This window comes from Bizionia sediminis, assembly GCF_042684585.1.
Lineage (GTDB): Bacteria > Bacteroidota > Bacteroidia > Flavobacteriales > Flavobacteriaceae > Algorimicrobium > Algorimicrobium sediminis.
Window position 1 is genome coordinate 38278 of the sequence record NZ_JBHULS010000004.1, and the last position, 25291, is coordinate 63568.

A 25291-nucleotide genomic window follows, 5' to 3' on the forward strand; every position below is an offset into this window, starting at 1 on the left:
AATTGTTTATATTTGACATCCAATACGTACGTGAATTGATGAAAAAAACGGATATTCTTATATTTTTTATTATTGCCTTTTGTGTTATTTTTACATTACTGCAAATAAATGGCAAAACAGAACTTTCTGGTTTAAGCAAAGCCCTAATAGCGCCTCTTTTTGCTTTAATGTATTTTATTAATGTAGAGAAAAAAACCAGATATTTTTCACTTTTTTTAATAGCATTTTCTGCTGCAGAATTGTTTGTTTTTGTAGAATACTTTTCACTAAAAGCACCTCAAATTAATCTGGATGCTGTGTATGTAATAGGTAATCTATTTTACATGCTCTCCTATGTTTTTCTGATTATAGAGGTGTCTAAAACCATAAACTTTCGGAAAGCATTAAAAAATTATATTGTTCACATACTCATTTTAATGGCACTCAATATTTACATTGTTTATGTGTTGTTAACCATTGTGTTTCCTAGTTTTCCAAAAGGAGCCGAACTCTTTATTATGGTAGAACTGGTTTACAATATAATTATGTTGTTATTGCTATCTATATCGTTAATTAGTTACTTCTACAACGATAACAAAAAAACACTTTTTTTGTTCTTTGGGTCTATTTGTATTGTTTTTTCCGAGGTAATTCAAATTGCATATTACTATGTTGCCGAAGAGCAGGGTGTGCTTAATATTGTTCAAACGCTCTTGTTTTTAATGGCTTTCTGCTTCTTTTATGTGCAATCGAAAGTTAAAAATGAAAAGGTAGAGCTTTTTGTTTAAGTTTTTCCTGTAAGGAATCTAGTTACCTTTTCTGTACACACTAATATTTCGTTAAATACCGTCAATTAGTCGATAAAAAGCTAATATTTAACGATGAAATTCATTTTTTTGTTTATATTTGTCGCAACCTACTTATCTATCTACTGTGAGAAACTATCTCAAAATTAGTTATAACAGGAACGTATTACTTGTCCTGTTTGTTCTTATAGCCGTGCATGTTTTGGCTATTTTAAGCAACCATCATGTATTGCTACAAGTAACCAAGCCCTTATTTATACCATTTCTTTTTATGTGCTATTTGTTAAAGAATAAGCAAACAAAACCGGTGATGGTTGTTTTTCTGATTTCTTTTTTTCTGGCCGATTTTTTATCGGCTTTGGCTACCTCGCCGCTGTTAATAGGTTTAGCTAAAATATGTTATACCATTAGTTTTGTTAGTTTAATAACAGCTGTAGTTACCAGAATGGCTTTGCGTAATTTGGATAAGGTAATAGCTATTTGCTTGCTGCTGCTTTTTGGAATTGGTGTGTATCTTTTGTTTGGGTTTATATCCCTACTTCAAGTAGATGTATGGCAGTCCAAAGCTTTCCTATTAATTTTAGGAAAAAGTATTACCGTATTGTTGCTGGCCATTATAGCCTTTGCCAACTTTATTAGTAAACAAACCAGCCGATCTATTTTATTTTTAATAGCAGCGCTATGTTTTGCCTTTGCCGACACGTTTTTTTATGTACACAATTTTTTTGTAAGCCATTGGATTCTTGAGGTACTTAATACGGTGCTGCAGGTTGTTGGGTTGTTTTTCTTGTTTAAAGTGAGTGTGCAGTATGCCCAAGAGACCAAAAAAGCGTCGTTACTAAAAAACGGACAACATCCCAATAAAATGGTTTTTAAACAATAATGGCAGCACCTTCACTGCTTTCCAAACGTGTATTTTTAAAATAAAAATCTATTCTTCCTAGGTTTAAGCCAAAGCAGCCCACTTGATTAACCAATACGTTTTTGTTCTCACTATTTTTAACCACAGTTGGTTTGTCTAGAAAGGTGTGCGTGTGCCCTCCAATAATTAAGTCGATGTTTTTTGTTTTAGCCGCTAGTGTTAAATCGCAAATTTTGGAAGGATTTTTTTTGTAGTAATAACCAATATGCGATAAGCAAATAACCAAATGGCATTGTTCCTCATCCTTTAAAATGCGGGTTATATCCTGGCTAATTTCAACCGGGTCGTAGTATTTGGTTTCTTTGTACATGTTTTTGTCCACCAAGCCATCCAACTCGACACCAAGCCCAAAAACGCCTATTCTAATACCGTCTTTTTCGAAAACTTGGTAGGGTTTAATGTGGCCCTCTAAAATGGTGTTAGAAAAATCGTAATTAGCAGATAAGAATGAAAATTGAGCATGGGGTAGTTGTGCTAAAATACCTTCTAGTCCGTTATCAAATTCATGGTTACCAATGGTTGCCGCATCGTATTTTAATTTGCTCATTAATTTAAACTCCAATTCGCCACCATAGTAGTTAAAATAGGGCGTACCTTGAAAAATATCACCTGCATCCAAAAGAAGGGTATTGGGGTTTTCTTGCCGTATACTATCAATTAATGTTGCCCGCCTTGCCACGCCGCCTTTGTTTGGGTTTCTACCGTCCTTGGGTCCAAAGGGATCAATATGACTATGAACATCGTTGGTGTGTAATATGGTAATTTTCTTGGTGCTATTGGCAGGCGAAAAAGCGTTTAAGCTTAAACCACCCATGCCTAAAAAGGCACTGGTGGCCGCTGTTTGTTTTATAAATATTCGGCGTTTCATGAAGTTTAATTATTCAGTTTTATAAACCGGTTATCGGAAATGGGATTAATAGTATCCGTTTTTTTAAAATAGTCAATTAGTGCGTGGCGTATTTTGTAGTTTAAAACCGCAACCGATTCGTTTGGTTTAAAAAAGCTCATATTGTCGCCGCCGCTATACAAATAGTCGTTTGTTGCTACATAATAGGTGTGCTCCGGATTTATAGGGTTCCCCGAAATAGTAGCTGTTTTAACCTGGTAATTAGAATCCAATACCAACTGTAATTTGGCAATGGGATGTGCTGTTTTTTTCTGGGCTAAATAGGTAATTAACTCATTAATTTGACTGCCTTTTAAACCTACAACAACAATGCTATTCTCAAAAGGCATAATACTATAAGCGGTGCGTGCACTTACAGGTCCTTCGGATATAATGGCTCTAATGCCACCATGGTTTAGTAGCACCATGTCTATATTGTTTCCTGTGCGTTCTAAAAAAACAGGATTGGCTTGTTCAAAAACAACATCGGCAAACAAGTTTCCAATAGCTGTGTTTAATTCGCCATCTTTTTTAGAATAAGTTGCAACAGCATAACTTAATGTGCTGTCCAAATCTTTGTTAACATGGTCTCTGTAGGGTTTTATAAACGCCTCAATTTCTGCTTTACCAGTTAAGGAGTCCGTAATTTCTATCTGCTTGCCTACTACCTTATTTACTTGCCAATGCTTTGGTTTGCAGCTAGCTACTAATAGGGCGACACAAACAATTTTTATAAGATGTAATTTCATAGAAACGCTCGTAAATTTAATATGTGATTGTGGGTTCTTTTAGTACATTTGTAAAAAGCATAAAGATATAATGATTTTAAAGGGTTTTAAAGAAAAATCTATTAAAAAACAGCTTCGGTTGTTGTTGCGAGCTTCCGAAGGTACCCGAAAACCACAACCTGTTAAACAGGTAGGTGTTCTTGTAAATACGGGCGAAGTATCTAATATGGATATGTTTAAAGCGCTTATCTCTAGTTTGCATTTGGCCGCCAATAACTTACACGTTATTTGTTATTCCACAGAAAAGGATGAAGCCGTGGCTAGGGAATCGGGTTGTTTTTATTGTAAAGACATCGGGTGGAATGGTGCTGTAAAACATCCAGATTTACAACGGTTTTTGGATCGAGATTTCGATTTACTTATAAGCTATTATACAGCAGATTTGCTTCACTTAAAATGGTTAACCACGCGATCTAAAGCGCATTTTAAAGTGGGCATTTTTCAAAAAGATTACCGGTTAAACGATTTAATAATAAATACACCTATTCAAGATTTTAAAGCCTTTAATAGCGAACTTACAAAATATTTAAACGTATTTAATACTACAAAGCATGACACATAAACTAACAGGTACAGGAATTGCCATAGTAACCCCTTTTAAAACCGATTTATCGGTAGATTATGACGCCTTAACTAGCTTGGTGGATTTTAATATAAAAAATGGTGTGGATTACATTGTTATTTCAGGCACCACTGGCGAAAGCGTTACCATAACACCCACCGAAAAAACAGCTATTACCAAAACCATTATTCATGCCAACAAGGGGCGTGTGCCTTTGGTTTTAGGAATAGGCGGCAACAATACCCAAGCCGTTATTGCTGAAATAGAGGCAACAGATTTTAGCGATATAGATGCTATTTTATCTGTGGCTCCGTATTACAGCAAGCCAACGCAAGAAGGTTTAAAGGCGCATTTTTTGGCTATTGCTAATGCGGCTCCAAAACCTGTTTTATTATACAATGTACCCGGCCGTACGGGCGTTAATATGGCTCCAGAAACAATCATAAGTTTGGCGCAGGCCTCTAAAAACCTTGTTGGAGTAAAGGAAGCAGCTGGTAATATGGCGCAGTACTTACGGTTATTAAAAGATAAACCAGCCGATTTTTTAGTTATATCAGGCGATGACGATTTAGCTTTACCCGTTGCCTTGGCTGGTGGAGCAGGTGTTATTTCGGTAATCGCTCAAGCATTTCCCAAAGCATTTTCTAGCATGATGGCTTTAGGCTTGGCAAAAAACGCGGAAGCAGGGTTTCAAATACATAACCAATTAATGGATATAACGCGTCTTATTTTTTCTGAAAATAACCCTGCAGGAATAAAAGCCTTGCTACAAACAATGGGTAAATGCCAGGCAACCGTTAGATTGCCATTAGTTGAAGCATCCAGTACTTTGAAAAAAAATATAGCCGCTTTTGTAAACCAAAATAGCAAAGCGTTAAATAATACTTAATCTGCATGTTTACCTAATTATAGCTTGTATTTTAGCCGCATAAATATTTTTAAATTCCAATTTATTAACCTAATTTTGCACCTTGTTTTAAAACTATGAAGTCATTTATTTATATAATTATAACCTGCACACTGTTAAGTTCTTGTAGCGAATATCAGAAGGCCTTGAAGTCTGTTGATACAGGAACAAAATACAAAGTAGGCGAAAAACTATACAATGAAGGTAAATACGGCAAAGCTAATAAGCTTTTTGAAGCCATATTACCCGTGTATAGAGGAAAGCCACAGGCCGAAAAATTATCATACTTAAATGCAAAAAGCTATTACGAAGAAAAAGACTGGTATCTAGCAAGTTACCATTTTGAACGTTTTGTAGATGCCTATCCCAATAGCGAAAAAGTAGAAGAAGCAGCTTTTTTAAGTGCAAAAAGCGCATACATGTTATCGCCAGTTTACTCTAAAGATCAGCAAGAAACCAGAGAAGCCATAGAAAAATTTCAAGCCTTTATTAATTTGTATCCAGAGTCTACTTATTTAGCCGAAGCAAATGCATTAGTAAAAGAGCTTGATTTTAAACTGGAAACCAAGGCGTTTAGCATAGCGAAACAATTTAATACCATTGCGGGTTATACACGCGATTTTCAAGCTCCTATGAAGGCTATCGATAATTTTATATTCGATTTTCCTGGAACTTCATACAGAGAAGAAGCACTTTTTATCAAGTTTGATTCCGCATACCAATTAGCTATAAATAGCGTTTACAGTAAAAAAGAAGCGCGCTTAAAGGATGCTAGGGACTATTATTATAACTTTAAGAGGTCTTATGCCGATTCCAAATTTTTGGAACAAGCTGAAGAAATGATTAAGGATATTGAACAAGAATTAGAAAATTACAGTACTAAAAGTTAAGAAATCATCATATGGATTTAAAGAAAATTAATGCGCCAGTAAATACCATTACTTATAACCGTAATAAAATAGATGCGCCAACAGAAAATATTTACGAAGCAATTTCTATTATCGCCAGACGCGCCGATCAAATTAACTCTGAAATAAAAAAGGAATTAATTGAAAAGTTAGAAGAGTTTGCCACCTACAACGATAGTTTGGAAGAAATTTTCGAGAACAAAGAACAAATAGAAGTGTCTAAATTCTATGAAAAATTACCAAAGCCACATGCCCTGGCCGTACAAGAATGGTTAGATGGTAAAATTTACTACAGAAATACAGCGGACGATACTCAAGCCTAAACCAATATGTCCATTTTAAGCGGTAAAAACGTATTACTCGGCATAAGTGCTGGTATAGCTGCTTATAAAACGGCATCATTAGTGCGGTGTTTTATAAAAGCAGGTGCTCACGTAAAAGTTGTTATGACGCCTGCTTCAAAAGAATTTGTTACACCGCTTACATTATCTACTCTTTCCAAAAATCCGGTATTGTCCTCATTTACAAATCCAGAGGACGACAATGAAACCTGGAATAACCATGTGGAGCTTGGTCTTTGGGCCGACTTATTTCTTATTGCGCCTGCCACGGCACACACCCTCGCTAAAATGGCAAATGGCGTATGCGATAACTTATTGTTAGCAACCTATTTATCGGCTAAATGTCCGGTGTATTTTGCGCCTGCCATGGATTTAGATATGTACAAGCATCCGTCCTCTAAAACTAGTTTCGACACCTTACAAAGCTTTGGAAATGTTATGATTCCGGCTACATCGGGCGAGCTAGCTAGTGGATTAGTAGGGCAGGGCCGAATGGCAGAGCCAGAGGATATTGTACGTTTTATAGAAGATCATTTGTTAAGCAACATGCCGCTTCGTGGGCGGAAAGTACTTATTACAGCCGGACCAACCTATGAAGCCATAGATCCAGTACGATTTATTGGTAATCACTCCAGCGGTAAAATGGGTTTCGAAGTAGCTAAAGCCGCCGCTAATTTAGGCGCCCAAGTGGTGCTTATTGCGGGACCTACCCAGCAACAAATAAATCATAACTTGGTTAGCGTTATACCGGTGGTTTCTGCAGCCCAAATGTATCAAGCCGCTCACAACCACTTTAAAGATTGTCATATTGCAATATTAGCCGCTGCTGTAGCAGATTACAAGCCCAAACAAGTTGCTACACAAAAAATTAAGAAAAAATCGGAAAACCTAACCCTAGAACTTGAAAAAACCCAAGATATTTTAGCTTCTTTAGGCGCTATTAAAGAACAGCAGTTTTTGGTAGGTTTTGCTTTGGAAACCACAAATGCCCTAAAACATGCAAAAGAAAAATTAAAGGCTAAAAATTTAAATTTAATTGTATTAAATTCGTTACAAGATAAAGGCGCAGGATTTTCAACGGATACTAATAAGGTCACACTTATTGACGCCCACGAACATGAAACAAGTTTCAGTTTAAAATTAAAATCGGAAGTCGCGGCAGATATCATGAACGTTATAATAGAGCAATACCATGCATAAATTTTTTGTACTTATTTTAGGTTTATTTTCCATAACTACTTTTTCGCAAGAGCTAAATTGTAATGTGGTTGTTAATGCCCAGTTTACAGGTAATGAAAACCTACAAGTTTTTAAAACACTGGAAAAACAGCTACAAGAATTTGTAAATAACACACAGTGGACACAAAAAGAGTATGCCCCTCAAGAACGCATAGAATCTGGTATTTTTATTAATATTACCGAGTATAGCTCCGATGTGTTTAAAGGCACTATACAAGTGCAATCTTCCAGACCCGTTTATGGCTCTACCTATACCACACCTGTATACAATGTAAATGATAAGGATTTTACCTTTCGGTATGTGGAGTTCGAAAATTTGTTGTACAACGACAATCAATTCGAGTCCAATTTAGTTTCTGTTATAGCTTTTCATGTTTATATGATTATTGGTTTGGATGCCGATACCTTTGCCTTACAAGGTGGCGACCCTTATTTAAAACAAGCACAAACCATTGTTAATTATTCGCAACAAGAAAATGCGAAAGGTTGGAAGTTGGAAGACGGCCTTCAAACACGGTTCGCGTTAATAGACAACCTGCTATCGCCTACTTTTAAAGAATACCGACAAGTATTGTACGATTATCACCGTTTAGGGCTAGATACCATGCACGAAAACCAAAAGGAAGCAAAAGCGCTTATAGCTTCCGCTATTCAGGAGTTAGAGCCAATGAATAGAAGGCGGCCAAATTCTTTTTTAATGCGTACGTTCTTCGACGCCAAAGGCGATGAAATAGAGCAAATATTTACGAGTGGTCCTAATGTAAATATTACTAATTTAGTGTCTGCTTTAAATAACGTAGCACCTATGTACTCCAGCAAATGGCGCAATATTACTTTTTAATAAGTAAGCGCTATATTTCAGTTGTTAAAATTATTCATAAACTTAAAACCTAAAAAGTCTTGTTAACAGCTTTAACTATAAAAAATTACGCGTTAATAGATCATCTTCAAGTTACTTTTAATAACGGACTGACTATTATTACTGGCGAAACAGGCGCCGGAAAGTCTATTTTGCTGGGTGGACTATCGCTTATTTTGGGTAAACGTGCCGATTTAAGCGCATTAAAGAACAGCGATACCAAATGTGTTATTGAAGCCGTTTTTAACGTTTCTAAATACAATTTACAAAACCTTTTTAAAGAGCTAGATTTAGATTTCGATAACCAAACTATTATTAGAAGAGAAATTTTACCCTCGGGTAAATCCCGTGCCTTTGTAAACGATTCGCCTGTTACCTTAAGCAAATTACAAACTTTAGGAACCGAATTAATAGATATTCACTCGCAGCACGAAACCATGCAATTAACCGATGATGCCTATCAGTTTGAAGTTATTGATGCCTTGGCCAACATAAAAACAGAATTACAGGACTACAAAGCTACCTTAAACAGTTATAAAAAGTTGGAAAAGGAGCTGGAACAGTTGCGTGTGCAAAAAGCGGAAGCCATAAAAGAGCAGGACTATAATACGTATTTGCTTAACGAACTACAAGAAGCGAAATTAGTTGATGGCGAACTACAGGAATTAGAAGAGACCTTCGAAACTTTAAATAATGTCGAGTTTATAAAAGAGGAATTAGCCACGGTAAACCACTTGTTAAGTGCTGAAGAAATTGGTATTATGGCAGCGCTTTTAACGGCCAAAAACAGTTTGCAAAAAGTAGCTAAATTTTCTACCAAATACGATGAGGTTTTTAACCGACTTACAAGTTCACTTATTGAAGTTTCCGATATTTTCTCGGAAATAGAAGGCCTTCAGGAAAATCTTGACTCCAATCCCGAACAATTGGAAATCGTTAGTAATAAACTAGCATTGTTAAATACTTTGTTCAAAAAACATTTAGTTTCTGATGTTTCTGAATTAATTCAAATTAAAAACGATTTAGCTAAAAAAGTAAGCGATACAGAGCGTTTGGACGACTGGATAGCCGAAAAAGAAAAGGCTTGCCATAATACCCAGCAAGTCTTGTATAATTTAGCAGAAGCTATTCATAAAAAACGATTAAAAGCTATACCTGGCTTGAAACAGGAGTTGGAGGAACTGCTTGGGCTGTTGGGCATGCCAAACGCTAAATTTAATATAACACTTACCAGTACCAAAAATTACTATTATAACGGCACCGATAATTTGTCTTTTTTGTTTTCAGCAAATAAAGGTGGTGCCTTTAATGAATTAAAAAAGGCAGCATCCGGTGGCGAGTTGTCTCGAATAATGTTAGCTATAAAGTCTATTTTATCCAATTATGTGCAATTACCATCCATTATGTTCGATGAAATTGATACCGGTGTTTCAGGAGAAATTGCGCATAAAATGGGTGAAATAATGCGCAAAATGAGCGCAAGTATGCAAGTTTTTACCATTACACATTTGCCGCAAATTGCTGCCAAGGGAACGGTGCATTTTAAAGTATATAAAGAAGATGTAGCCGACACTACACAAACCAATTTAAAAGAATTAAACTACGAAGAGCGCATTACAGAAATAGCGCAAATGCTCGGTGGTACAGAAATTTCTACTTCTGCCAAGGCTCATGCTAAACAATTATTGAATTAATACTATATTTGAACTTTATTTAACAGTAAATAATACACAAAAAACTATGTCACATAACTTACTAAAAGGAAAACGCGGAATTATATTTGGAGCTTTAGATGAAAACTCTATTGCCTGGAAAACAGCCGAACGCGTGCATGAAGAAGGCGGTACCTTTGTTTTAACAAACGCACCTGTTGCCATGCGCATGGGGCAAATAAAAGAGTTAGCCGAAAAAACAGGCTCGCAAATAATTCCAGCAGATGCCACTTCTATTGAAGATTTAGAAAATTTAGTAGAACAAGCTATGACTATTTTAGGTGGCAAAATCGATTTTGTTTTGCATTCCATTGGTATGTCTATTAACGTAAGAAAGGGCAATCATTATACCAACCAAAATTACGATTGGACGCAAAAAGGAACCGATGTATCTGCAAATTCCTTCCACAAAGTTATGCAAACACTGTATAAAAAAGATGCTATGAACGAGTGGGGTAGTATTGTTGCTTTAACTTACATGGCTGCGCAACGTGTGTTTCCAGATTATAATGATATGGCGGACAACAAAGCATTTTTAGAAAGCATTGCACGTAGTTTTGGTTACTTTTTTGGTCGCGATAAAAAAGTGCGTGTTAATACCATTTCTCAATCGCCAACACCAACTACGGCTGGCAGTGGTGTAAAAGGTTTTGATGGTTTCATTTCATACGCCGAAAAAATGTCGCCACTAGGTAACGCTACAGCCTTAGATTGCGCCAATTATACCATTACCTTGTTTAGCGATCTATCCCGTAAGGTAACCCTTCAAAATTTATTTCACGACGGAGGTTTTAGCAATATGGGTGTTAGTGATGCCGTTATGGAAGCCTTTACAAAAGAGTAATTACAGCTTCTCAAAATATTTTATAAAGCGCTGGTCTTGTTATAAGTCAGCGCTTTTTCTTTACCCTAAATCCACTTCTTTTATTACAAAAAATTCACTACCTTGGTAAGTCATATTTTAAAATCGGGCTTATGAAAAATCACTACTTTATTTTAGGCTTCATTCTGGTTTCAAATGTTATGGCCGCACAAGTTGTCTTCTCCAATCAGGCTTTAAACGCTGGCATTATTGCTACGGCAGGCGATACTTATTTGGGTAATGGCATTTCTTTTTGCGATTATAACAACGACGGTTGGGACGATATTACCATAGCAACACAAAATAATGCGCCAGTCTTGTTTTTCAAAAATAGAAATGGCACTTTTGAAGCAGATGCTTTAAACATCCCCGCCAATACATACCAGCATAAACAAGTAATTTGGGTAGATATTGATAACGATGGCGATAAAGATTTGTTTGTTACAGCTAATAATGGCCCTAATAAATTATATGAAAATTTAGGCGATTTAAATTTCCAAGACATTTCAACGGCTGCTGGTTTTTCTTCCGAAAATTTAGAATCCTACGGAGCCTCTTGGGGGGATTATAATAATGACGGGTATTTAGACCTGTTTTTAAGCAATAGGAGCGAATCCAATTCCCAACGCAACTATTTTTTTAGAAACAACGGTAATAACACGTTTACCGATGTAACCGAAGAGGCTGGTTTTGATTTAAATAGTCATATGACGTTTTGTGCGGCTTTTTTCGATTTTAATAACGATGGATGGCAAGATTTGTACCTATCTAGCGATAAATATTTTAATCAGAACTTTCTGTATCAAAATAACGGCGATGGCACCTTTACAGATGTGAGTGTGCCTAGCAATACAGGTATAATTATAGATGCTATGTCCACGACCATTGGTGACTTTAATAACGATGGATGGTTTGATTTGTATATTACCAATACACCAGCGGATGGTAATGTGCTTTTTAGAAATAATGGAGATGGTACCTTTACAGATTTGGCTGTTTTTTCTGGAACGCGCTTGTACAGCTACGCATGGGGTGCAGTGTTTTTGGATGCCGATAACGATATGGACGAGGATCTTTATGTTAGCTGCGAATTCGATGGCTCTAATCCGCCTTACCAATCTTCAGCCTTTTTTCAAAATAGAGGTAATAATACTTTTGCTAATAATACACAAACTGCTGTAAGTGGCGATGCTGCTAAAAGTTATGCCAATGCTGTTGGCGATTTTAATAACGATGGTTTGCCCGATATTGCCGTAAGTAATATAAACTACGAAAATATTTATTTATGGGAAAACCAAACCACCACTTCAAATAATTGGTTAAAAGTAACTTTAGAAGGTGTAGAAAGCAATAGGGATGGTATTGGTTCGCGGATAGAAATTTCTGTAAATGGCCTAAAACAATACCGGTACACTATTAGTGGCGAGGGGTATTTAAGTCAAAATTCGAGTGCAGAAATTTTTGGTTTGGGTAATAGCTCCAGTATAGATTACATAAGGGTTACTTGGTTGAGTGGTACAGTAGATTATATTGAAAACGTAGCTGCTAATCAATCCATTCATATCCAAGAAGGCAGTAATACTTTAAACGCACCGCAAACACCTAATTGGAAGGTAAGTTTCTACCCAAACCCTGTTAAAAATAAGCTTGTGCTAAACGCGCCTACTCCTATAACTGCGGTTCATGTTTATACCCTTCTTGGTCAAAAAGTTTTAGAAACAGCAGCGCAAAATAGCCAGATAGCAATGGACGTATCTGCTCTAAATACCGGTGTGTATATGGTAAAAGTGTTTTCTAAAACGGCTATAAATACCTTTCAAATTATAAAAGAATAATGAGGTTTTGGTTCGTAAAAAATGGTTGAAAATGGCAGTAAATATAACGGTTTAAAAAACGGTTCTAATGGGCTAATTAGGCTTAAAAATTTCCTTCTTTTTTAGTTTTTAACATGTTGCTGATCAGTTTTTTAGATGGATTTTTTGTGTTGATTTTAATGTGTCAAATTTATTAGGAAATTAGTTCCAAATTAAGTATCTTCAAGGTTAATCAATTAAACATCTATTTGTCATGAAAAAAATTACAATTTTATTGTTGGTTTTCAGTTTATGCAGTCTATTTAGTTATGGACAGTATTTAACTGAAGGTTTTGAAAACACAGTTCCACCAACGGGTTGGACTTTAACACAGGTAAACACGGCCGAAACTTGGATAACGTCTCCAAATGCACATTCAGGAACAGCAGCGGCCGAGGTTAATTATGATGACGCTCTAAATTCGCAGAACGAAACACTTACAACGCCCGTTTTGGACTTGTCTGCAGCAACCAATCCAAGATTAGTGTTTTGGTTTAGTATGAGTTATTTTTGGGCTATAGATCCAAATAATAATTACGATTTTACGGTAAGCTTAACCGATGGCACCACCGAAACAGTTATTTGGCAAGAAGCCGATTTTGGGGTTTTTGAAAGCTTTACATATTACAAAGTAGAACTAAACCTTGCTGCCTATGCCGGACAAAGCAACGTGCAGGTACTATTTAATTATTCAGGTTTAGATGGTGCTGCCTTATATTTGGATGATGTTCTGGTAGAGGAAACGCCAACTTGCCCAGCACCAGAGAATATTGTAGCAACGCCATCTTTTACAACAGCTAATTTTACATGGAACGCCGTAACAGAGGCTTTATTAGGTTACGAATGGGTTGTTATGGTTACAGGTGAAGCTCCGGATGCTGGTACTGCCATCGATTCGGGCGCTACTGCCTCGGGCGAGCTAACAGCTAATGCAACTTTATTAAATGAGGCAACGGATTACGATTTTTATGTGCGATCGGTTTGTAGCACCACCGATACTGGAAATTGGGCGCCTGTTATAGGTTTCAGAACTTTAGCCCCGGCACCAAACTGCGCATCTACACCGTTTCCTGCAGATGGTGCTGTAGATGTAGCTACGGGCGACATTACGTTTTCGTGGGAGGCGCCTACCACGGGACCAACACCAACCTCTTATAATTTGTATGCGGGCGAAACACCTTCAGGCGATGATTATGGTTTAATTGGTAATTTTACAGAAACCACAGCAGAACTTACTTTGTCAGGTTATGATTTAGAGCTCTATTGGATTATAAAGCCAGTAAATGAGACCACCGAAGCCGAAGGCTGTCCTGTTTGGAGTTTTACCACCGGTCCCGCACCAACTGGCGCTGTTTGCGAAAATGCTATTGTAGTGTCTAGTCTGCCATATAATACCACAGACAATACGGCGCTTTATGGTGATGATTACGAGCGTACAGATGTGCCCGATATAAGTACCGCACAATATACGGATGGTACTGGATCTACTTACTACATTACTGGCGATGATGTAGTGTACCAATTTACACCAGATGCAGATGGGACGTATAATTTTAATTTAAGCGAGACTTTAGATGATTGGATTGGTTTTTGGCTTTTTGAAGGATGCCCATTTACATCTGTAGTAGCATATCACACCGCTACATCTGGAACTACCAGAAGTCTGCCAGCCATTAACTTAACTGCAGGAACTACGTATTATGTGGTAATTTCGTCATGGCCAGCGCCACAATCTACAGCGTATACCTTGGATATAACAGTAGAATCCTTGAGTACAAATGAATTTCAGCAAGCTAATGGTTTTACATATTATCCAAACCCGGTTACCAACCTATTAACAGTTGAAGGAACACAAACTATTCAGAGTCTTTCTGTGTTTAATTTGTTAGGTCAGGCAGTATTGCGCGCTACGCCAAATGAAGTGTATCATAAACTGGACATGTCTAATTTACAGTCTGGTGTTTATGTGGTAAAAATTAATACCGCATCTGGCACAGAGACTCTCCGGGTAATTAAAAATTAGTTTTAACACAAAAAAAAAGGGCTTGTACATAAAACGAGTCCTTTTTTTATTAAGTAAACCATAAGGTGCTGATAATAAATTATTTAAGTTAATTAAAACCATCTCGTCTATTTAAAGTGCTTTTAATCGAATAGGCGGTTTTTTGTTTCTAAATTCGTTTTTTTAGTGATAATTTAGGAAATTAATCAAATAACATTTTAACCAAAAACACAAAGACATGAAAAACATTACAATGCAATTTTTCGCAGTTTTGGTTTTTGCCTTCTCATGGCAGGCACAAGCACAATTCTCGGAAAGTTTTGAAACAGGAATTCCAGCGCCATGGACCATAATTAATGGCGGTGGTAGCAACGCTTGGGCACATTCCACTAGCCCAGCTGGCGGCGCTTTTGACGGTACTGGTGTTGCCGCTATTGAATTTAATAGTGTGGCACACGACGACTATTTAATTACACCACCAATAACAGTGGCTGCTGGTGTAAACGATGCATTATCGTTTTACGTAAAGTCAAGATCTAGTATCTTTCTAGAATCTTATGAGGTGTTGTTATCTACAACTAACACCAATGCCACATCTTTTACAACTACCTTACAGGCATCTTCTCTAGCACCAAATGCGTGGACAGAAGTAGCACTTAATTTGTCTGCTTATGTGGGGCAAACTATTTACGTAGCGCTTCGTGCTACTGGCACGGACGAGTTTGCACTTTATGCCGATCTTTTTGTAAATGGTCCCCTTCCAAGTTGCTTGGCGCCTTCTAATTTAGATGCAACCGTACTTAGTGGTAATACTACAGCAGCGTTATCTTGGGACGATGAGCCAGGCGCGACGTTAGGTTATAATTGGGCAGTAATGGCTTCCGGAGAGAATCCAGACCTAAATACACCAGTTGCATTAGGAAGCACCGCAGGAGGTGTTATAACTGATACAGCCACTGGCTTAACAGCTGGCGAGGCCTATGATTTTTACGTACAGTCTAATTGCGATGCTAACGGTTTAAGCGAGTGGGCAGGACCCGTATCGTTTTTAGCCTTTGGACCTCCAGTTAACGACGATTGTGCAACAGCCACCTCCTTAATAGTAGAAAGCGATTTAAATTGTTTAAATCCTGTGGCAGGCAGCACTATGGGAGCAACACAAAGCCTTCCTGGTTGTTTAGGAAATGCTAACGACGATGTGTGGTATTCGTTTACGGCTACTACTAGCTTACATACTATTATAATAAACAATACAAGTGGAACTCCCGATATTGTAACCGAAGTATTCGACGCTTGCGGTGTCGTTAGTTTAGTTTGTCAGGATACGCCAAATTCGCCAGTAGCAGTTAATAACTTAACTGCCGGAAACACCTATTATTTCAGAATTTACACATGGAGCTCGTCTGATTCAACGAGATCAAGCTTTACGGTATGTGTAGGTACACCACCTGCTCCACCAGCAAACAACGATTGTGCAAATGCTGAAGTTATTACGGAATCCGGAGATAGTAATTGTAGCAATACCGTGTCGGGTACAACACAATCTGCAAATACCAGTGCCGATTATTCTAATGCTTGTGCTAACAATTATAACGATGTGTGGTATGCGTTTACACCAACAACCACGGGTGAATATAATGTAACACGTACGCTAACCAGTGGAACTAGTTCTACCTACCTATCTATCTGGGAGGGCTCCTGCGGCGCGTTAACACGAATTAACTCTAGTTGTTTCTCTACGTCATTAAGTGAAGATTTAGTGGCAGGTACCACATATTATATTTCAGTGGCAACACTTAATTCGGGTGCAACATCATTCGATTTATGTGTGTACCCATCACCAACCTGTTATGTTCCTGAAGATTTAGCTGCCAGCTTTGTGGCCCCTGATGGTGTAAACCTATCGTGGTCTGCACCTACAGATGGTACGACACCAGTTGGTTATAACTGGGAAATAGTACCTCAAGGTAACGCGCAAGGTATTGGTGTTATTGATAGCGGTAGCGTTACAGTTACCAACGCGTCTGCTACTGGTTTAACGCCAGAAACCTTGTACGACCTATACGTGCAATCAGATTGTGGAGCCGGCGATTTAAGTGTTTATGCTGGACCGTTTACCTTTAATACAGGACATTGTTTACCTTCTGGCACAAACACAAATACGTATATAAACGATTTTACTGCTACCGGTCCGTATACTAATATATCAAACTTGGGTTCTGGTTTATCTACTAATAACTATGGCGATTTTTACAATACGCAAGCTATTGAAGTGGTACCAGGAATGTCATTCGATTTCAGTACAACTATTGTGAGTGGTACAGTGGGTTCAACTATTTGGATTGACTGGAACAATGATTTTGTGTTTGATCAGGCAACAGAAACCATGTTCACTACTACAAGTTTTGGTAATGGGCCATTTACAGGAAGCATTACTGTACCAGCAGGCATTGCAGATGGCGATTACAGAATGCGTGTTATGATAGATTGGAATGATTCTAATCCATCTGAAGATGCATGCGCGTTAAATTTTGGTAGAGGAGAAGTAGAGGATTATAAAGTAACTGTAAATGCAACACTTTCGGCAGATAGTTTTAATCAAATTGCATTTAACTACTATCCAAATCCTGTGTCTAATGTGTTAACAATAAAAGGGCAACAAACCATTGAAAAAGTGTCTGTTTACAACATGTTAGGGCAAACAGTATTAAATACAACGCCAAACGCAGCAACAAGCCAAGTAGACATGTCTGCACTGCAGGCTGGTGCCTACTTTGTAAAAGTAACCATTGCTAACAGTACGGAAACTATTCGTATAATTAAGAATTAAAATAGCATTTAATTTTAAAAGGCCGTCTTACTAGACGGCCTTTTTTTGTTTTTTAATTAAAATACATTTAAATAATTGATTGTATGGTTATTATTAGTTTCTAAAAAAAACTAAATTTCTTTTTATCCCCAAAAAATGCATTTTGTCGATTTCGAAAGGTTTATCTTTTTATTCTATTAATTTCAAACTAAATTGAGCAATTAATCAATTAAACGTATAATATTAACATTAAAACTACAAAATGAAAAAAATTACAATTCAATTTTTAGTCTTTTTAGCTTTGGCCTTTTCTTGGCAAGCTAATGCGCAGTGTAATTACACTTTGGAAATGAACGATTCCTGGGGTGATGGTTGGAACGGTAATACCATGGACGTCTTGGTAAATAGCACTCCTGTGTTATCCGGGGTAACCTTGAATGATGGTGAGCAAGGGCTCCTAACGTTTTCGGTAAATACCGGAGACGATGTTACCACAGTATGGAACGGCGGCGGAGCATACGGAAGTGAAACTAGTTACCGAATTTTAGATTTTGGCGGTGTTGAAGTTGGTACCGGAGCGCAATCTGATATAACTTCTGGTACGATTACTGCTGCTTGCCCGTCATGTACGATTGGTGTGGTAGCTTCGGAAACAATAAATGAAGACTGTTTAGCAGGTACCTATACAATTACGGTAGAGTTCTCTACAGTAGGCGATGCTACGGGTGTATCAGATGGTGCAGGCACTTACCCAATTACAGGAACAACAGCAGTGGCAGGACCGTATACTATAGGTTCAGAACAAGATTTAACGGTTATACATTCAAGCGCTAGCTGCGACTTTGCTCTAGGTACTTTTGTGGACGATTGCCCAACGCCTGTTACATGTGGCACACCTTTAAACCAAACATTTTGCTACGGACCAAATGACACGACTGAATTTGTGTACAAAAGTAATGATGGTTCTAATTTAAAAGTTATTTTCAATGCAGGTGATATTGAAAGCTGTTGTGATGATTTAGTAATTTTTGATAGTGATGGTGTCACTGAACTTTACAGAGGCGCTAACGGCGGCGATTTAACAGGTTTGGAATTCACAGCTTCTGGCGATACTATAACTGTTGCTGTCGATTCTGATGGTAGTGTACAATCTTGTGCAACTGTAACTGGTGCAGACTGGGATTGGGATGTTATCTGTTTAGGCTGTACACCGGGTGAAGCATCTGTAACGCTTGTTGAAGACTGTGCAAATGAAACATATACGTTAGAAGTTGTTGTAACCAATCAAGCAGATGCGTTAACAGTTACAGACGGGACGGCTTCCGAGGTTTTTGCAGGTACTGTAGTAATGGGACCTTATGCCTTTGGAACAGCCACAACGTTAACAGTAGAACATGCTGATGTAACATGCAACTACGGGCTAGGAACCTTTAATATTAATGCGTGTCCTCCACCAAATGATGAATGTGCCGATGCTATTGGATTAACCGTTAATACCGATTTGCAATGTGGTACAGTAACTTCTGGTACCGTTTTTGGTGCAACAGATTCTGGTAATACAGGTTCTGGATGTTTTGGTACACCAAACGACGATGTTTGGTATAGTTTTGTAGCAACTTCTACAGAACACACAGTGTCTTTAATTAATATAGCAGGTAATACTACAGATTTGTATCACGCTGTTTATAATGCCACACCAGGATGCGGTTCGTTGGGAGAAGCACTTGTTTGCCGTGATCCAAACAGTACCGAGTTAACTGGTTTAACCATAGGACAAACATATTATATCCAGGTATATACTTGGGGAAGTACACCTAATCGCGACACAACTTTTGATATTTGTGTAGGAACGGCGCCAACTTGTTATGTTCCTGAAGATTTAGCTGCTAGCTTTGTGTCTCCAGATGGTGCAAACCTATCATGGTCCGCACCTACAGACGGTACGACACCAGTTGGTTATAACTGGGAAATAGTGCCACAAGGTAATGCGCAAGGTATTGGTGTTATTGATAGCGGTAGCGTTACAGCTACCAGCGCGTCTGCTACTGGTTTAACAACAGATACCTTGTACGACCTATACGTGCAATCAGATTGTGGAGCCGGCGATTTAAGCGGTTATGCTGGACCGTTTACCTTTAATGCAGGATACTGCTTACCGTCTGGAACAAACACAAGTACTTATATAAACGATTTTACAGCTACCGGTCCGTATACCAATATTTCAAACTTGGGTTCTGGTTTATCTACTAATAACTATGGCGATTTTTACAATACGCAGGCTATTGAAGTGGTACCAGGAATGTCATTCGATTTCAGTACAACTATTGTGAGTGGTACAGTGGGTTCAACTATTTGGATTGACTGGAACAATGATTTTGTGTTTGATCAGGCAACAGAAACCATGTTCACTACTACAAGTTTTGGTAATGGGCCATTTACAGGAAGCATAACTGTACCAGCAGGCATTGCAGATGGCGATTACAGAATGCGTGTTATGATAGATTGGAATGATTCTAATCCATCTGAAGATGCATGCGCGTTAAATTTTGGTAGAGGAGAAGTAGAGGATTATAAAGTAACTGTAAATGCAACACTTTCTGCAGATAGCTTTAATCAAATTGCATTTAACTACTATCCAAATCCTGTGTCTAATGTGTTAACAATAAAAGGGCAACAAACCATTGAAAAAGTGTCTGTTTACAACATGTTAGGGCAAACAGTATTAAATACAACGCCAAACGCAGCAACAAGCCAAGTAGACATGTCTGCACTGCAGGCTGGTGCCTACTTTGTAAAAGTAACCATTGCTAACAGTACGGAAACTATTCGTATTATAAAGAACTAGCAATAGTTTTTATAAATGATTTTAAAAACCACCCAAACGGGTGGTTTTTTTTATGGTTTAACTACATTTGTTATATGCAACTACAATTTTCGTTTATCGTTCCCGTTTTTAATCGTCCATCAGAAATAGACGAGTTATTAAGCAGTTTAGTAGAACAACAATACCCTCATAGTTTCGAGGTGGTTATTGTTGAAGATGGCTCTACCAATTCCGCTGAACAAGTAGTAAGTAGTTATGCTAATAAGTTAACTATTAATTACTTATTCAAACCAAATTCTGGGCCGGGTGATTCTAGAAATTTTGGAATGCGCCACGCCAAAGGAAACTACTTTATAATTCTCGATTCCGATTGCATTGTACCACCACAGTATTTAAGTACGGTGTCTAATTTTTTAAATTCGACTTATGTAGATTGTTTTGGGGGACCCGATGCAGCTCACACCTCCTTTTCTAATTTGCAAAAGGCAATAAATTTTGCAATGACCTCTTTTATGACAACGGGTGGTATTAGGGGGAATAAAAATCAAATTAGTAAATTTCAGCCACGAAGTTTTAATATGGGCTTATCTAAAAAGGCTTTTAAAGAAACAGGAGGATTTGGTAATATTCATCCTGGCGAAGATCCAGATTTGTCCATCAGACTCTGGAAATTGGGTTACCAAACCGCCCTGATAACAGATGCCTACGTTTTTCACAAACGACGCATTTCATGGCGAACCTTTTATAAGCAGGTATCTAAATTTGGAAAAGTTCGTCCCATACTCAATTATTGGCATCCCGACACCAGAAAAATAACCTATTGGTTTCCTTCCGTGTTTTTTATTGGCTTTTTAGCTACTGTATTACTGGCACCCCTTATTGGTGTTTATCCGCTAGCATGGTATGTAATTTATTTTATAGGTGTATTTTTTGGTGCCCTGTTTCAAACTAAAAGTTTGTCTATTGCCATACAATCGGTGGTTGCTACTGGTATCCAGTTTACAGGCTATGGCATCGGATTTTTAACGTCAGTTATCAAGCTCAAGTTATATAATAAAGCACCGGAACAGCTATTTCCTGAATTATTTTTTAAAAACAAATCATGAAATTATTAAAACATGTTATCCATCGGGCCCTTAAAAATAAACGAATAAATGTATTTGTATTGTTTTTGGCACTTTCCTTTGGTGTGTTACTTGTTATGAAACTGTCCAATGTATATACCAATACCATTAGCTTCAAAATAAATAAGGTAAATATTCCAGAAACGGCGGTTATTTTAAACGACAGTAGCAGCAAATTACAAATTACCCTAAAAGCTAAAGGTTTTAGCTTGCTGCCTTATTATTTTAAAAAACCAGAAATTGCAATCGATTTTAGTAAACACATTACCAAAACTAAAACGCATTACATTTGGAATAAACATTCCGCTTATTTGGATATTATGAAACAATTTGATAAAGCTGTTGAGGTTGTAAACATTACACCCGACACCTTACAATTTCCTTTTGATGTAAATGCCATAAAAAAAGTCCCTGTAAAAATTAATCAGCGCATTAAATACGCCATTGGATATGATGTTTTAGGAAATTTGAAAGCCACGCCAGATTCTATAAAAATTATTGGACCAGAAGCTGTAGTAACCTCTATTACACACGTGGCCACCGATACCCTAAAACAACAGGGTGTTAAAAGTGATTTAGATGTACCAATGACTTTATTATTACCAAAAACAAAGCATCAAATTCAGTTTTCGGATAGTCAAGTAAGGGTGGCGGCAACCGTTACCAAATTTACAGAAGGCAAATTAAAAATACCCGTAACTATTATAAATGTACCAGATAACTTAAGTTTAAAATACTATCCAAAAAAAGTAAGTGTTTATTATTATACCAGTTTAGAACATTATAAAACTATTTCCGCCTCCGATTTTGAAGTTATTTGTAACTTTAACGAAGTAACCAAGCAACAACCATTTTTAGTGCCTAAATTAGTGAAACAGCCCGAGGGATTAAAGCATGTAAAAATTAATCAGGATCATATTGAGTATTTAATAACAAAATGAAAATAGTGGGATTAACAGGCGGAATTGGCAGCGGAAAAACAACGGCAGCCTCATTTTTTAAGGAGATGGGTGTGCCTGTGTATATTGCAGATGAGGAAGCTAAAATGCTAATGAATAAATCGGAAACATTGCGCAAACAACTAACTGCATTATTTGGTAGCCAAGCGTATATAAATGAGGCGTTAAATAAAACTTATATTGCTGAAGCCATTTTTAACAATAAGGCGTTACTACAGCAAATGAATAAACTAGTACACCCCATAGTGGCCAAACATTTTAATAATTGGGTTTTAAATCAACAGGGCCCTTATGTTATAAAAGAATCGGCTATTTTATTTGAACACGGTGCCGATGCAGCCTGCCATTATACCATATTGGTAACTGCGCCAGAACCAATAAGAATTTCGCGTGTTATAGCGCGCGATGGTAAAACTGAAGCTCAAGTTCGTGCTATTATAGCCAACCAAATGCCAGATGCAGAAAAACGCAAAAAAGCGTCGTTTGTTATTGAAAATATAGACCTTCAAGCCACTAAAGAACAGGTGCGAAACGTACACCTAAAATTGCTAAAAACTACAAAAACTTCTTAAATTTTAACATTATTGTTAATGTAAGGTTAAATGCTAAGATAGCTAAATGTTAAAATGTTAATTTTGAACGATGAGCAAAAAGTTATTCATCATACTGGTGTTATTAATGAGTCTGTCGCTTGTTGGTATAATATTTGTCCAAGCTTATTATATCAACAATTCAATTAAAAACGAGGAAGATCAGTTTAATTTTAATGTAAAAAATGCATTAACCTACGCTTCTCGCCAAATTGAAGAGCGCGAAATGACAAGCTATTACAACAAATACCAAACCTTGGTAGATGAAAAAAAACAAGCCGATACGGTAGCTATTTCAAAATTGTTTATTGTCTCCCAAATTAACGACACCAACGAAACGTTTATATATAGAAGTGGCATATTAGAAGAAAATCATAAATTATCTTCTTCGCTCTTTGACATTGGTTTAGATAGCTTAAATATTAAACGCATTATAGGGAGTTCGGAAGCTAAAGTATTTAGTAACCAAGCTACAATGGATAATGAATTAACACCCAATCCGGTTTTAAGTTTGTTAAAAACGGGACGCATGACCGCGGCCGAACGCATAAATTTTGACGAGGCTTTTAAAGTGCTAGGAAGCAGAATTCCTATTCATAAACGTGTTAGCGAGGCGCAAATAGATAATTTGTTGTGCCGAAAATTGCGAGACGACAACATTCATTTAGATTATGAATTTGCCATTTACAGTAATGATTTAGCAACGAAAATTCAGACGGATAATTTTGAAATGGATCAGGGCACCACGTTTAGTGTCAATATCTTTTCGAACGAGTTTGATCGTAACAACTATCAATTGTTGGTAAATTTTCCGAAACGTAATAAATTCTTACAATCGTCCATAATACGGATGACCTTGTTGTCTATAATTTTCACTTCCATTATAATTATTGCTTATTCCAGTGCTTTATTGCAACTTTTTAGGCAACGAAAAATATCGGAAATTAAAACCGATTTTATAAACAACATGACACATGAGTTTAAAACGCCAATTGCAACTATAAATTTAGCGCTAGATGCCGTTAAAAACCCAAAAGTTATTAACGATCCAGATCGTGTGGCTAGATACTTGCAAATGATTCGCGATGAAAATAAACGCATGCATGCCCAAGTGGAAAATGTTTTACGCATTTCTAAACTGGAAAAAAATGAATTAAACATCAGTAAAGATCGTGTGGATTTACATGAGTTAATTGAAGATGCCATTGCACATATCCATTTAATTGTGGAAGATAGAAAAGGCTATGTTAACGCGCATTTAGAGGCCGAGCAATCATCGGTATTAGCAAATGAAACGCACTTTACAAATGTATTGGTAAATATATTGGACAATGCCGTAAAATACTCGCCAAACGCGCCTAAAATTGATGTGTTTACGGAAACTGTTGGTAATAATATTATTATAAAAATAAAAGATCAAGGAAGTGGTATGGGAAAAGCCGCTCAAAAACGTGTTTTTGAAAAATTTTACAGAGAACATACAGGAAATATACACAATGTAAAAGGGCATGGTCTTGGTTTAGCCTACGTAAAGCGTATGGTGGAAGATCACCAAGGTCATATATCTTTAGAAAGTGAAAAAGAAAAAGGAAGTACCTTTATTATAAAACTTCCATTAATATCGTAAATGTTATGACAGAACAAAACAAAAAAATATTGTTAGTAGAAGATGATCCTAACTTCGGTATCATTCTTAAAGATTATTTAATGATGAATGATTACGATGTAACCCACGCCAAAAACGGTATGGAGGGATTCGAAAAATTTAAAAAAGACGATTTCGATTTATGTATTCTAGATGTAATGATGCCGTATAAAGACGGGTTTACATTAGCAAAAGAAATCCGTGAGAAAAATACCGATGTACCTATTGTTTTCTTAACGGCAAAGGCCATGAAAGAGGATGTCCTTAAAGGGTACAAAGTGGGCGCAGACGACTATTTAAACAAACCGTTTGATAGCGAAGTCCTGCTTATGAAAATAAAAGCTATTATGCAGCGTAAAGCAACCGAAACTGTTGCCGATAGTAAGCAATTTCAGTTTACTATAGGCGGTTTTGAGCTTAACTCTAAACTGCGTTTTTTAACCTATAAAGGTGGGGAGCAAATTAAGTTGTCGCCTAAAGAGAATGAATTATTGCGCTTATTAGCTTTGCATGAAAACGATTTAATGCCAAGAGAATTAGCCCTAACAAAAATATGGCGAGACGATAATTATTTTACATCGCGAAGCATGGACGTGTACATTGCAAAACTTCGAAAATACTTGAAATTAGACGATAACGTAGAAATTTTAAATATCCATGGCGAAGGATTCAGACTTGTAGTAAATACCGAATCTGAAGATTAACCCAAAATAG

Annotated in this window: 21 protein-coding genes; 19 read left to right on the forward strand and 2 right to left on the reverse strand. The window is 37.1% G+C overall.

All coding sequences use genetic code 11. The features are described 5' to 3' along the window. Nucleotides 1–38 precede the first annotated feature (38 nt). Together ACFSQP_RS09915 and ACFSQP_RS09920 are read left to right on the forward strand one after the other, a co-directional pair. The gene (locus ACFSQP_RS09915; protein WP_376893966.1) at nucleotides 39–767 is read left to right on the forward strand and encodes a hypothetical protein; all 729 of its coding nucleotides are present in this window, start codon (nucleotides 39–41) and stop codon (nucleotides 765–767) included. 145 nt (nucleotides 768–912) lie between these two features. After that, on the forward strand, nucleotides 913–1668 hold the full coding sequence (locus ACFSQP_RS09920) for a hypothetical protein (RefSeq protein WP_376893968.1): 756 nt from the start codon (nucleotides 913–915) through the stop codon (nucleotides 1666–1668). On the opposite strand, the gene ACFSQP_RS09925 is transcribed toward ACFSQP_RS09920, so the two are convergent. Next, nucleotides 1658–2575, reverse strand: coding sequence for a bifunctional metallophosphatase/5'-nucleotidase (locus ACFSQP_RS09925; RefSeq protein WP_376893970.1), 918 nt, complete (start codon nucleotides 2573–2575; stop codon nucleotides 1658–1660). The genes ACFSQP_RS09920 and ACFSQP_RS09925 overlap by 11 nt on opposite strands. A gap of 5 nt (nucleotides 2576–2580) precedes the next feature. Then, nucleotides 2581–3342: a 5'-nucleotidase C-terminal domain-containing protein gene (locus tag ACFSQP_RS09930; protein ID WP_376893972.1), complete on the reverse strand. Its 762-nt coding sequence runs from the start codon at nucleotides 3340–3342 to the stop codon at nucleotides 2581–2583. 70 nt (nucleotides 3343–3412) lie between these two features. Between ACFSQP_RS09930 and ACFSQP_RS09935 the strand changes: the two genes are divergently transcribed. From ACFSQP_RS09935 to ACFSQP_RS10015, 17 genes are all read left to right on the forward strand, one after another. After that, the gene (locus ACFSQP_RS09935; RefSeq protein WP_376893974.1) at nucleotides 3413–3943 is read left to right on the forward strand and encodes a DUF6913 domain-containing protein; all 531 of its coding nucleotides are present in this window, start codon (nucleotides 3413–3415) and stop codon (nucleotides 3941–3943) included. Next, nucleotides 3933–4832: a 4-hydroxy-tetrahydrodipicolinate synthase gene (gene dapA, locus ACFSQP_RS09940; protein ID WP_376893975.1), complete on the forward strand. Its 900-nt coding sequence runs from the start codon at nucleotides 3933–3935 to the stop codon at nucleotides 4830–4832. Before ACFSQP_RS09935 ends, dapA begins: the two co-directional genes overlap by 11 nt. 95 nt (nucleotides 4833–4927) lie before the next feature. Then, on the forward strand, nucleotides 4928–5740 hold the full coding sequence (locus tag ACFSQP_RS09945) for an outer membrane protein assembly factor BamD (RefSeq protein ID WP_376893977.1): 813 nt from the start codon (nucleotides 4928–4930) through the stop codon (nucleotides 5738–5740). An 11-nt stretch (nucleotides 5741–5751) separates the two neighbouring features. After that, entirely contained in the window at nucleotides 5752–6081 is a 330-nt protein-coding gene (locus ACFSQP_RS09950; protein WP_376893979.1) for a DNA-directed RNA polymerase subunit omega, read from the forward strand. A 6-nt stretch (nucleotides 6082–6087) separates the two neighbouring features. Then, on the forward strand, nucleotides 6088–7299 hold the full coding sequence (gene coaBC / locus ACFSQP_RS09955; RefSeq protein ID WP_376893981.1) for a bifunctional phosphopantothenoylcysteine decarboxylase/phosphopantothenate--cysteine ligase CoaBC: 1212 nt from the start codon (nucleotides 6088–6090) through the stop codon (nucleotides 7297–7299). Then, entirely contained in the window at nucleotides 7292–8179 is an 888-nt protein-coding gene (gene porD / locus ACFSQP_RS09960) for a type IX secretion system protein PorD (RefSeq protein WP_376893983.1), read from the forward strand. Before coaBC ends, porD begins: the two co-directional genes overlap by 8 nt. A gap of 59 nt (nucleotides 8180–8238) precedes the next feature. Continuing rightward, entirely contained in the window at nucleotides 8239–9891 is a 1653-nt protein-coding gene (gene recN, locus ACFSQP_RS09965) for a DNA repair protein RecN (protein ID WP_376893985.1), read from the forward strand. Nucleotides 9892–9937: 46 nt separating this feature from the next. After that, on the forward strand, nucleotides 9938–10753 hold the full coding sequence (locus ACFSQP_RS09970; RefSeq protein ID WP_376893987.1) for an enoyl-ACP reductase FabI: 816 nt from the start codon (nucleotides 9938–9940) through the stop codon (nucleotides 10751–10753). 131 nt (nucleotides 10754–10884) lie between these two features. Next, a complete protein-coding gene (locus ACFSQP_RS09975; RefSeq protein ID WP_376893989.1) occupies nucleotides 10885–12606 on the forward strand; it encodes an FG-GAP-like repeat-containing protein in 1722 nt (573 codons plus the stop codon). Nucleotides 12607–12838: 232 nt separating this feature from the next. Beyond that, complete coding sequence (locus tag ACFSQP_RS09980; protein ID WP_376893991.1) at nucleotides 12839–14647, forward strand: T9SS type A sorting domain-containing protein; 1809 nt, start codon at nucleotides 12839–12841, stop codon at nucleotides 14645–14647. Nucleotides 14648–14864: 217 nt separating this feature from the next. After that, the gene (locus tag ACFSQP_RS09985; RefSeq protein ID WP_376893993.1) at nucleotides 14865–17456 is read left to right on the forward strand and encodes a choice-of-anchor J domain-containing protein; all 2592 of its coding nucleotides are present in this window, start codon (nucleotides 14865–14867) and stop codon (nucleotides 17454–17456) included. Nucleotides 17457–17697: 241 nt separating this feature from the next. Continuing rightward, a complete protein-coding gene (locus tag ACFSQP_RS09990) occupies nucleotides 17698–20280 on the forward strand; it encodes a GEVED domain-containing protein (protein ID WP_376893995.1) in 2583 nt (860 codons plus the stop codon). 74 nt (nucleotides 20281–20354) lie between these two features. Then, nucleotides 20355–21365 carry a glycosyltransferase gene (locus ACFSQP_RS09995; RefSeq protein ID WP_376893997.1) on the forward strand — a complete coding sequence of 337 codons (1011 nt, stop codon included), beginning with the start codon at nucleotides 20355–20357 and terminating at the stop codon, nucleotides 21363–21365. Next, nucleotides 21362–22324, forward strand: coding sequence for a CdaR family protein (locus tag ACFSQP_RS10000; RefSeq protein WP_376893998.1), 963 nt, complete (start codon nucleotides 21362–21364; stop codon nucleotides 22322–22324). Before ACFSQP_RS09995 ends, ACFSQP_RS10000 begins: the two co-directional genes overlap by 4 nt. Then, nucleotides 22321–22914: a dephospho-CoA kinase gene (coaE, locus tag ACFSQP_RS10005; RefSeq protein ID WP_376894000.1), complete on the forward strand. Its 594-nt coding sequence runs from the start codon at nucleotides 22321–22323 to the stop codon at nucleotides 22912–22914. Before ACFSQP_RS10000 ends, coaE begins: the two co-directional genes overlap by 4 nt. Nucleotides 22915–22984: 70 nt before the next feature. After that, nucleotides 22985–24559 (forward strand): sensor histidine kinase, encoded by a 1575-nt coding sequence (locus ACFSQP_RS10010; RefSeq protein ID WP_376894001.1) that lies wholly within the window; start codon nucleotides 22985–22987, stop codon nucleotides 24557–24559. A gap of 5 nt (nucleotides 24560–24564) precedes the next feature. Next, nucleotides 24565–25281 (forward strand): response regulator transcription factor, encoded by a 717-nt coding sequence (locus ACFSQP_RS10015; protein ID WP_376894003.1) that lies wholly within the window; start codon nucleotides 24565–24567, stop codon nucleotides 25279–25281. The last annotated feature ends 10 nt before the right edge of the window (nucleotides 25282–25291 follow it).

Excerpts from the sequence above, each read along its gene's own strand:
- ACFSQP_RS09970 (WP_376893987.1), top strand. The coding sequence starts at position 9,938 with ATGTCACATAACTTACTAAAAGGAAAACGCGGAATTATATTTGGAGCT.
- ACFSQP_RS09990 (WP_376893995.1), top strand. The coding sequence starts at position 17,698 with ATGAAAAAAATTACAATTCAATTTTTAGTCTTTTTAGCTTTGGCCTTT.
- porD (WP_376893983.1), top strand. The coding sequence starts at position 7,292 with ATGCATAAATTTTTTGTACTTATTTTAGGTTTATTTTCCATAACTACT.
- ACFSQP_RS09985 (WP_376893993.1), top strand. The coding sequence starts at position 14,865 with ATGAAAAACATTACAATGCAATTTTTCGCAGTTTTGGTTTTTGCCTTC.
- ACFSQP_RS09925 (WP_376893970.1), bottom strand. The coding sequence starts at position 2,575 with ATGAAACGCCGAATATTTATAAAACAAACAGCGGCCACCAGTGCCTTT.
- ACFSQP_RS10010 (WP_376894001.1), top strand. The coding sequence starts at position 22,985 with ATGAGCAAAAAGTTATTCATCATACTGGTGTTATTAATGAGTCTGTCG.
- ACFSQP_RS09935 (WP_376893974.1), top strand. The coding sequence starts at position 3,413 with ATGATTTTAAAGGGTTTTAAAGAAAAATCTATTAAAAAACAGCTTCGG.
- ACFSQP_RS10000 (WP_376893998.1), top strand. The coding sequence starts at position 21,362 with ATGAAATTATTAAAACATGTTATCCATCGGGCCCTTAAAAATAAACGA.
- ACFSQP_RS09975 (WP_376893989.1), top strand. The coding sequence starts at position 10,885 with ATGAAAAATCACTACTTTATTTTAGGCTTCATTCTGGTTTCAAATGTT.
- ACFSQP_RS09950 (WP_376893979.1), top strand. The coding sequence starts at position 5,752 with ATGGATTTAAAGAAAATTAATGCGCCAGTAAATACCATTACTTATAAC.
- ACFSQP_RS09945 (WP_376893977.1), top strand. The coding sequence starts at position 4,928 with ATGAAGTCATTTATTTATATAATTATAACCTGCACACTGTTAAGTTCT.
- dapA (WP_376893975.1), top strand. The coding sequence starts at position 3,933 with ATGACACATAAACTAACAGGTACAGGAATTGCCATAGTAACCCCTTTT.
- coaE (WP_376894000.1), top strand. The coding sequence starts at position 22,321 with ATGAAAATAGTGGGATTAACAGGCGGAATTGGCAGCGGAAAAACAACG.
- ACFSQP_RS09930 (WP_376893972.1), bottom strand. The coding sequence starts at position 3,342 with ATGAAATTACATCTTATAAAAATTGTTTGTGTCGCCCTATTAGTAGCT.
- coaBC (WP_376893981.1), top strand. The coding sequence starts at position 6,088 with ATGTCCATTTTAAGCGGTAAAAACGTATTACTCGGCATAAGTGCTGGT.
- ACFSQP_RS09915 (WP_376893966.1), top strand. The coding sequence starts at position 39 with ATGAAAAAAACGGATATTCTTATATTTTTTATTATTGCCTTTTGTGTT.
- ACFSQP_RS09980 (WP_376893991.1), top strand. The coding sequence starts at position 12,839 with ATGAAAAAAATTACAATTTTATTGTTGGTTTTCAGTTTATGCAGTCTA.
- ACFSQP_RS09995 (WP_376893997.1), top strand. The coding sequence starts at position 20,355 with ATGCAACTACAATTTTCGTTTATCGTTCCCGTTTTTAATCGTCCATCA.
- ACFSQP_RS10015 (WP_376894003.1), top strand. The coding sequence starts at position 24,565 with ATGACAGAACAAAACAAAAAAATATTGTTAGTAGAAGATGATCCTAAC.